This is a genomic window from Hymenobacter roseosalivarius DSM 11622, from assembly GCF_900176135.1.
Classification (GTDB): domain Bacteria; phylum Bacteroidota; class Bacteroidia; order Cytophagales; family Hymenobacteraceae; genus Hymenobacter; species Hymenobacter roseosalivarius.
This window is the reverse complement of the sequence record NZ_FWWW01000090.1, coordinates 20,729-27,386: the sequence shown is the minus strand read 5'-3', so window position 1 is coordinate 27,386 and position 6,658 is coordinate 20,729. Positions and strand designations below refer to the sequence as shown.

The following is a 6,658-nucleotide window of genomic DNA, read 5'->3' as shown; positions in this document are numbered from 1 at the left end:
TAAAGCCGGGGCGAAACATGTACGCCTGCTTGAAGGGTAGCTGCAACAGGGCATTTTCGGTCTGGCCTTTCACCCGCGCCCACATCACCTTGCCTTGCCCGGTGCCATCAGTGCCTGCGCCCGATACAAAGCAGAAGGTAAGGTCCGGATTGCGCTGCAGCAAAGCTGTAGCAAAGTGCAAAGTCAGATCGAAGGTGATGCGGCGATACTCCGGCTCCTTCATTCCCACCGACGACACGCCCAAGCAGAAAAAGCAGGCATTGTAGCCCGCCAGCTGGTCCTGAATGGCGGATAAGTCCTGGAAGTCGCGGTGCACGATTTCGCGCAGCTTGGGGTGGGTCACGCCGTAGGGCTTGCGGTTAATGGACAGCACCTGCTCCACATCGGGGTCGTTGAGGCATTCGTGCAGTACGCCTTCCCCTACCATGCCCGTCGCCCCGGTTAGTATCGCTCTGATCTTCATGAAACGGTAGACGTTCGACCGCGCAGGATGTTTTAAGCAACAGGTTTCTTGGCTGAAAATGCCCCCCACCGAAGCAAAAAGGACACGAAAGGCAACTGCTGCCTTTCGTGTCCCTGCCTGTGGATTACAAGTAGCTAACGCTGTCTTTCCTGCTCTGAGCAGGGTTATTATTCTTTACGCCGGCGGGTAATTACGTAACACTGACCGGGGCTGGTCGTGATGTTCGTTCTGAACTTGCCATCTTTTGAATCCCAAACGTCCTCGTCGGCCTGCACATTGCGGGCGTTTAGCTTGGTTTGCATTTTCAACAGGCTGGTCGAGTCTGCTAAGGCCGTAAGCGTGGTCACGCAGACGTCGTTTCTGAAGCCGAACCCAATCATGGCGTTTTCCAGATTTTTGTCGCCAGCCTGATACCACTCGATATCAGTGCCGTCGGCGGCCATGTCCACGCGCAGCTTTTTGTACTTTCTGTCGCGCTTCCGCACGTCCTTCTTGATGGCTTTTCTATCCTTGCCGATAGACTGTATATCCTGAGCCTGCGCAACGGTGGCGCACATAAGGCACACCAGGATCAATACTAAGAGGTTCTTCATGGTATCTAGTAGAGCCGACCTAGAAAGCAAATAACGGACCTTTTACAAAGCGTCTATTTTCATTAGATAAAAGAGGAAAGAAACAACTATACTTTAATGCCTTTCATTCCTCCGTATTTAGCCACAATCCTTTTTAACTCTGTGAGTGTAGCTTGGAGGTACGTTTGATCGGTTTCAAATTCAAACAGCAGTTCGTTCTTGCAGGAGTTGTACTCCCGAAATTTTCCAAAAACGGACACGTGCCCATCTACATCATAGCGTGCGACAAGCTCTAAGTTATGCTCATAATTATTTAGTCGAGCTTCACCTTCTAGTCGCTCATTGCTTTTGCTCAGTTCTTCGAAGAAGGTATAAATTTCACCTGTAGATGTCCACAGTGTTGACGCTACTTGATAATTGCCCGACTTTATTTGTATGGTTGCCCGTACCTCATAACCGCCCCAAGGACAAGTTGAATTTGGGAATCCATATACTTCAATAAAACTCAGCCGCAGAAAGTCACCACTGTCTCCTTGAATGGCAAATTCTTCTATAGCTTCCATATCCATATAAAATAGAACGTCATATTAAGGGCCCAGCCAAATAGGCGGTCATGCTGAGCTTGTCGAAGCATCTCTACTGCTCCGTGGAACAGCTCTGACGAGGCGGTAGAGATGCTTCGACAAGCTCAGCATGACCGCCTGGCGACTTCCTAAACAGCTTCATTGTGAGAATGTACTATACTCCTACCGGCTCCTCCAGCCGCACGGGCTCAATCCAGCGGCCATCCTCGCGCATCAACTCAATTAGCTCATCCACGGCTAGCTCTTCGGGCACGGCTTTCTTGATGACGTCCTGGCCGCGGTAGAGGGCAATTTTGCCTTTGCCCACGCCTACGTAGCCGTAGTCGGCGTCGGCCATTTCGCCGGGGCCGTTCACGATGCAGCCCATGATGCCGATTTTGACGCCCTTGAGGTGGTCGGTGCGCTTGCGGATCATGGCGGTGGTTTCCTGGAGGTCGAACAGGGTACGGCCGCAGCTGGGGCAGCTAATGTACTCCGTCTTGCTCATGCGGGTGCGGGCCGCCTGCAGGATGCCGAAGGAAAGCTGGTTGAGCCGATCGATGGTAGGAAGCCACTCTTCTTTGGCGCGCTCGGGCAGCAGTTCGGTGCTGAGCACCACGCCGTCGCCGAGGCCGTCCAGGAGAAGGCCGCCGACGTCGGTGGCGGCGTAGAGCTGGGTTTGCTCGGGCGTAAGCACCGAATACTGGCGGTTGATGATAACCGGGTTGGTTACGTCCTGATTGATCAGTCGGAAGAATGCCCGCCGCAGCTCCGGCATGGCGTGGGCGTTATCGGTGTAGAGAATGATGACAGCCGTGGGGTCGGCGCGCAGCTGATCGAGGGCCGACGGTGTGAGCGACTCCAGGTTCTGAAACACAAAATTCAGCTCTGTGTGCTGAGGGCCGGCGGTGGCGTATTCGGCCTGGGTGAGCACCGGAAAATGGTCGGGGCGGCGGCCCGCATCGAGCCAGGCCTGGTAGTCTACTACTTCCTTCAAGCCATTGGGCAGCATAAACGGCACCGGACGCTGGCCGCTGTAGATATAATCGGCGCCCAGGTCATTCATCTGAAACTTGTCCAGAAATACGGAATACAACTGCCCAACGGCGCGCAAATCAGCATATTCCACCGACGACAGCCGCGAGATATCAGCCATCACGCGAGGCACATTTTGCCCCCCAAGGTTCAGCACCTCGTGCGTGATACGGCGATGATACTGGAACGGGTCGATGGGCACTTCCGTCACTGGCGCAATCGGTTTGGCGTCGGCGGCGCGGGTGGTGTAGCGGTCAATTAGGGCTTTGGCTACGGGCGCTTCGGCTTCGGGGGCTTCCGTGAGCGACACGCGCACGGTGTCGCCGATGCCATCTTCCAGCAACGTCCCGATGCCCACGGCCGACTTGATGCGGCCGTCTTCGGCTTCGCCGGCTTCGGTTACGCCCAGGTGGAGCGGGTACGGTTGCAGGCCTTCTTCGTCCAGCTTCTGCACCAGCAGACGGTAAGCCTGCACCATCACTTGGGTGTTGGAGGCCTTCATGCTGAGTACCACATCGTAATACTCCTCCTCCTCGCAGAGGCGCAAAAACTCCAGCGCCGACTCCACCATACCCAGCGGCGTATCGCCGTAGCGCGACAAAATGCGGTCCGACAAAGAGCCGTGATTGGTGCCGATGCGCATAGCAGTGCCGTACTGCTTGCAAATCTGGACCAAGGGGCGGAACCGCTCCCGGATACGGTTTACCTCGTCCTGATACGTGGCGTCGGTGTACTCGATGAAGTCGAATTTCTTTTTGTCGGCGTAGTTGCCGGGGTTCACGCGCACTTTCTCCACAATGCGGGCGGCCAGCTCGGCGGCGTTGGGCGTGAAGTGAATATCGGCAATCAGTGGCACGGTGCAGCCGCGCTTCCGCAGCTCCTTCTTGATTTCCAGCAGGTTCTGGGCCTCCTTCATGCTGGGCGCCGTGATGCGTACGTACTCGCAGCCGGCCGCCACCATGCGCAAGGTTTGCTCCACCGAGCCAAGCGTGTCCATGGTATCCACGGTGGTCATGCTCTGCACCCGGATCGGATTTTTGCCCCCCAGCAGCACATCGCCGATATTCACGACCCGCGACAAGCGGCGCTGGTACTCGGTTAGGCTGGGGCAGTACGTTTTATTCATCATCTGGGGGGCAAATTTCTGGCAGGAGAACCAGCGGGGCGAAGGGAAAGTTGCGGCCCGGCAAAGGTACAAGCTGCCGGCGGCTTCCGGGAGGGTTTTGGGGTTTTGAAAGAAGCAGCAAGCAATTATTGCGCTATACTGTCCAACTTGTTGTGCGGCGCAGCGCGGCATGACCACCTTTTCTTAGAACGCTTTGCAATTTAGTTTACAGCCACCATGCCGATGTAGGGAGGCGAAGTGTCGCGTCTCTACATCGGCATGGTTTATAAATTAACGGCCACCACCTACCTTGCCCAACCTTACTTTTTACCTTCCTGCCTTTATGACTTCTTCCTCCTGCTCACGCCGTCATTTTCTACAAGTTGCTGGTTTCGGGCTGGCGGGATTGCCCTTGGCACTCTCAAGCTGCGCGTCGATGATAACTGCCGAAAAAGCCCCCCCGAGTCAGGAGGAATACTTAGTGTACGTCGGGACGTATGCCAAGCCCGAGGAAGACAGCATTTTTCTGTACAAGCTCAACGTGAGCACCGGCGTTCTTACCCGCCTGGGGGCCACCAAAGCCGGTGCCAATCCCTCCTATCTCACTCTCGACTCCCGGCATGAGCACCTGTACGCCGTTAACGAAACCACTGACTTTCAGGGCAAAGCCAGCGGGGCCGTCAGCGCGTTTGCTATTGATCAGAAAACCGGGGGGTTGGCTTTTCTGAATCAGGAGTCGGCACTGGGGTCGGCGCCGTGCTACATTAGCCTGGATAAGACGAACCGCTACGCCTTGGTGGCCAGCTACCTGGGGGGCAATGTGGGCCTGCTGCCGATTGAGCCCAATGGCGAGCTTGCCCCTATTGCCGATACGGAGCAGCATACTGGCTCCGGCCCCCACAAAAACCAAAAAGCCCCCCACGCCCACTGCATCCTGCCCGATCCGGCCAACCGCTTCGTGTTCGCCGTAGACCTGGGCACCGATAGGGTATACGGCTACCGGCTCGATGCCAAAGAAAACGCCCTGGAGTCCACCGCTACGCCGGCCTTTACCGCGGCACCCGGCGCGGGCCCGCGCCATCTCACGTTTCACCCCGGCGGTCAGTTGGCTTACCTCATCAATGAGCTAAATTCGACTATTACGGCCCTGCGCTACGACGAGGGTGCCGGTACTTTCCAGGAAATTCAGACGCTCACCACGCTCCCCCCCGACTTTAAAGGGGAGAATTCCTGCGCCGATATTCATGTGTCGCCCAACGGTGAATTCCTGTACGGCTCCAACCGCGGCCACGACAGCCTGGTGGTGTATGCCATTGACATCACCAATGGCCGCCTCACGCTAGTGCAGCACGTCCCTACGCTCGGCCAGAAGCCCCGCAACTTTACCCTGGACCCGACGGGCCAGCTGGTGCTGGTAGCCAATCAGGCCACCAATAACATCGTCACCTTCCGCGTTGATAGTCAGACTGGTAAGCTTACGGCTACCGGCAAATCGGTGCAGGTACCCGCGCCCGTGTGCCTGCAGGTGGTAGCCGATTTTACCCGAGGCTAGCCAAAGTGAATGTAGCGCGAAGCTTCTGCTTCGCGTATCGTTGATCAAGTTGCTGGGGGGCGTTTTGCAACGATTTTTTTCGTTAAATAACGATACGTGAAGCACAAGCTTCACGCTACAGGCAACGACCGCAACGCCAGCCCAAGCCGGAGCTTGGGGTTACAGCCGCAGCATAATCTTGCCGATATGCGCGCTGCTTTCCATGAGCCGGTGCGCGGCCGCAGCTTCATCCAGCTCAAATACCTTATAGATAACCGGCTTAAAAAGCCCCCCAGCGAGTAGTGGCCACACGTTTTTCTCCACTTCCGCCGCCAACGCAGCCTTAAACCCGGCACTCCTGGGCCGCAGGGTGCTGCCGGTAATGGTGAGGCGGCGGCGCATGACTTCCAGGGCATTAAATTCGGCTTTAGCGCCCTGCATGGCGTTGATAAACACTAATCGGCCGTCGTCGCGCAGCAGGCGCAGGTTTTTGGGGATGTAGTCGCCGCCGACCATGTCCAGCACTACATCTACGCCCCCTTCGGCTTGCAGCACCGCCTCAAAATCCTCGGTTTTGTAGTTGATGCAGCGGTCGGCGCCCAGGGTGCAGCAGGCCTCGCACTTCTCATCGGAGCCGGCCGTGACGAATACGCGGGAGCCCAGCGCGTGCGCCAGCTGAATGGCCGTGATGCCGATGCCGCTGCTGCCACCGTGCACCAGCAGCGTTTCCCCACCCCGGAGCTGGCCACGCTGAAATACGTTGTGCCACACGGTAAACACGGTTTCGGGCAAGGACGCGGCCTCAATGAAACTCCAGCCAGCTGGCACGGGCAGGCAGTGGCGGGCATCCACGGCCACGTATTCCGCGTAGCCACCTACCGCCAGCAGGGCACACACGGCGTCGCCTTCCTGCCAGCGGGTTACTTCTGCGCCGCATTGCACGATGGTGCCTGCCACTTCCAGCCCCGGAATGAGGCCCTGCACGTCGCCGCTACCAGCGTATTTCCCCTGGCGCAGCAGTACATCGGGACGGTTGACGCCGGCCGCGTGCACACGCACCAGCACCTCATGGACGGCGGGCTGAGGCACTGGTTGTTGCCTAACTTGCAGCATCTCCGGCCCACCTGCCTTAGCAACTGTAACAGCTTGCATGTGCTCTGAATTCATATATTTTGTTTGGTAGTGGATTATTAACAAGCGACGATGCAGAGACGCGTATTCGCATCTCTGCATCGTCGCTAATGCTATCATTAGTGCGCGGTACAGATTGTTATAACGCTCAGACACGAATACGCGTCCATGCACCGTACCCACCATTGGACGGCCAAACGCGGCGCGCAGTTATTCGCCTCGATTCAAAAGCCGCCGTATCTTTTGGCTGCTGTGCTA

The 6,658-nt window shown here is 57.0% G+C and carries 6 protein-coding genes; 1 reads left to right on the top strand and 5 read right to left on the bottom strand.

Translation table 11 applies throughout. From position 1 onward, the window contains the following. The 4 genes from B9A24_RS16320 to ispG all read right to left on the bottom strand — a co-directional run. Positions 1–463: NAD-dependent epimerase/dehydratase family protein (locus B9A24_RS16320; protein WP_084447086.1), on the bottom strand; the 463-nt coding region annotated here is incomplete at its 3' end. 167 nt (positions 464–630) lie between these two features. Beyond that, the gene (locus B9A24_RS16315; RefSeq protein WP_084447081.1) at positions 631–1,056 is read right to left on the bottom strand and encodes a hypothetical protein; all 426 of its coding nucleotides are present in this window, start codon (positions 1,054–1,056) and stop codon (positions 631–633) included. An 86-nt stretch (positions 1,057–1,142) separates the two neighbouring features. Further along, complete coding sequence (locus B9A24_RS16310) at positions 1,143–1,598, bottom strand: WapI family immunity protein (RefSeq protein WP_143434986.1); 456 nt, start codon at positions 1,596–1,598, stop codon at positions 1,143–1,145. Positions 1,599–1,773: 175 nt separating this feature from the next. Next, positions 1,774–3,759 carry a (E)-4-hydroxy-3-methylbut-2-enyl-diphosphate synthase gene (gene ispG / locus B9A24_RS16305; RefSeq protein ID WP_084447085.1) on the bottom strand — a complete coding sequence of 662 codons (1,986 nt, stop codon included), beginning with the start codon at positions 3,757–3,759 and terminating at the stop codon, positions 1,774–1,776. A 415-nt stretch (positions 3,760–4,174) separates the two neighbouring features. Here ispG and B9A24_RS16300 point away from each other — a divergent pair, with 415 nt between their 5' ends. Further along, positions 4,175–5,290: a lactonase family protein gene (locus B9A24_RS16300; RefSeq protein ID WP_200813948.1), complete on the top strand. Its 1,116-nt coding sequence runs from the start codon at positions 4,175–4,177 to the stop codon at positions 5,288–5,290. Positions 5,291–5,449: 159 nt separating this feature from the next. On the opposite strand, the gene B9A24_RS16295 is transcribed toward B9A24_RS16300, so the two are convergent. Then, complete coding sequence (locus B9A24_RS16295) at positions 5,450–6,421, bottom strand: NAD(P)H-quinone oxidoreductase (protein WP_084447084.1); 972 nt, start codon at positions 6,419–6,421, stop codon at positions 5,450–5,452. Positions 6,422–6,658 lie beyond the last annotated feature (237 nt).

What these genes read in the sequence shown, in the direction of transcription:
- B9A24_RS16315 (WP_084447081.1), bottom strand. Translation starts at nt 1,056, where the DNA reads ATGAAGAACCTCTTAGTATTGATCCTGGTGTGCCTTATGTGCGCCACC.
- B9A24_RS16310 (WP_143434986.1), bottom strand. Translation starts at nt 1,598, where the DNA reads ATGGAAGCTATAGAAGAATTTGCCATTCAAGGAGACAGTGGTGACTTT.
- ispG (WP_084447085.1), bottom strand. Translation starts at nt 3,759, where the DNA reads ATGAATAAAACGTACTGCCCCAGCCTAACCGAGTACCAGCGCCGCTTG.
- B9A24_RS16300 (WP_200813948.1), top strand. Translation starts at nt 4,175, where the DNA reads ATGATAACTGCCGAAAAAGCCCCCCCGAGTCAGGAGGAATACTTAGTG.
- B9A24_RS16295 (WP_084447084.1), bottom strand. Translation starts at nt 6,421, where the DNA reads ATGCAAGCTGTTACAGTTGCTAAGGCAGGTGGGCCGGAGATGCTGCAA.